This window comes from Cupriavidus sp. SIMBA_020 (genome assembly GCF_046535395.1).
GTDB classification, from domain to species: Bacteria; Pseudomonadota; Gammaproteobacteria; order Burkholderiales; family Burkholderiaceae; genus Cupriavidus; species Cupriavidus campinensis.
The window spans coordinates 1-266 of sequence record NZ_JAWRWU010000728.1 but is presented as its reverse complement, the minus strand read 5'-3'; the positions used below and the strand labels follow the sequence as shown (position 1 = coordinate 266).

The 266-nt window shown below is 66.9% G+C and carries 1 pseudogene; it reads left to right on the top strand.

Annotated features, from left to right (window positions below):
• A pseudogene (locus tag SB751_RS31255) lies at nt 1–266 on the top strand (D-alanine--D-alanine ligase); the annotation flags it as partial.

Genomic DNA, 266 nt, shown 5'->3' with positions numbered 1-266 from the left:
ATCCTCGACACGACGCAGTATCTGATCCCGTGCGGCGTCGCGCCGGAGAAGGAAGCGGAACTGAAGAAGCTCGCGCGCCGCGCGTTCGACGTGCTCGGCTGCACCGACTGGGGCCGCGCCGACTTCATGATGGACCGCGCAGGCAACCCGTATTTCCTCGAAGTGAACACGGCGCCCGGCATGACCGATCACTCGCTGCCGCCGAAGGCCGCGCGTTCGGTGGGCATCGAGTATCCGGAGCTCGTGGTGCGCGTGCTGGCACTCAC